This window comes from Proteiniphilum sp. UBA1028 (assembly GCF_002316955.1).
Lineage (GTDB): Bacteria > Bacteroidota > Bacteroidia > Bacteroidales > Dysgonomonadaceae > Proteiniphilum.
On the sequence record NZ_DCEN01000026.1, the window covers coordinates 82,610 to 83,433 of the forward strand.

2 protein-coding genes are annotated in these 824 nt (G+C 44.1%); both read left to right on the forward strand.

All coding sequences use genetic code 11. From position 1 onward, the window contains the following. The first annotated feature begins 102 nt into the window (after positions 1–102). Entirely contained in the window at positions 103–270 is a 168-nt protein-coding gene (locus B3Z75_RS03760) for an Arc family DNA-binding protein (RefSeq protein WP_294067909.1), read from the forward strand. Positions 271–423: 153 nt separating this feature from the next. Further along, positions 424–824, forward strand: a 401-nt coding sequence (locus B3Z75_RS03765) for a carboxypeptidase-like regulatory domain-containing protein (protein ID WP_294067911.1), incomplete at its 3' end; no start/stop codon positions are given.

Sequence of the window (824 nt, forward strand, 5' to 3'; positions counted from 1 at the left end):
CGAACTTAAAAAAAGCAAAAGAATATTGATTGGTACGTTACAGCCCGAGGAACTTAAAAAGGTGCTGGTAAGACCAGGTAAGGCAGAGTGAAAGAATTGACAATGATGAAGAAAGAGAAAACAAACCGGAATTTTGCGCTTCGATTGGATGCTAAAACGATGGATGCAATTGAAAAGTGGGCTGCCGATGAATTTCGCAGCGTAAATGGGCAGATACAATGGATACTGGATCAGGCCCTCAGAAAAAGCGGGCGCTTGAAACAGGAATAAACCCTCTCGCTGTCTTGTTAAAAATATGTAATCAAGAGATTATTCAATTAGCGAGACAAATTTATATCTACTTTTAATTTTTCAAATGCACGTATTATATTTGGAACCACAATGAAGCCAGCGACAATTCTGTTTTTATTCTTTTTATTATCAGTGAATTTGATAGCTCAGGGGGTGACTGTAAAAGGGAAATTGGTGTCGGCTGCCGATCAGGCCCCGCTCCCTTACGCAACAATTTCTGTCTCCCGGGAAACGGCTCCCGCAAGCAGCATCAAAAAGATGGCTACACGGGAAGACGGCACTTTCTCTGCTTCATTATCCCCGGGAAAATACATCTTTTCTTTTCATTTTGTGGGGATGAACGGAATGACAAAGCTTGTGGAGGTTGCTGCTTCCCAAAGTCCGCTGGATATGGGGACAGTCTCCATGACGGAGAGCGCTACCGAGTTGGACGAATTGAGTGTTGTCGCCCAAAAACCCCTGGTGAAGGTAGAGCTCGATAAGCTGACATACAGTGCCAAGGATGATCCGGAATCTTCCACCTCCAATGTGCT

Excerpts from the sequence above, each read along its gene's own strand:
- B3Z75_RS03760 (WP_294067909.1), top strand. The coding sequence starts at position 103 with ATGATGAAGAAAGAGAAAACAAACCGGAATTTTGCGCTTCGATTGGAT.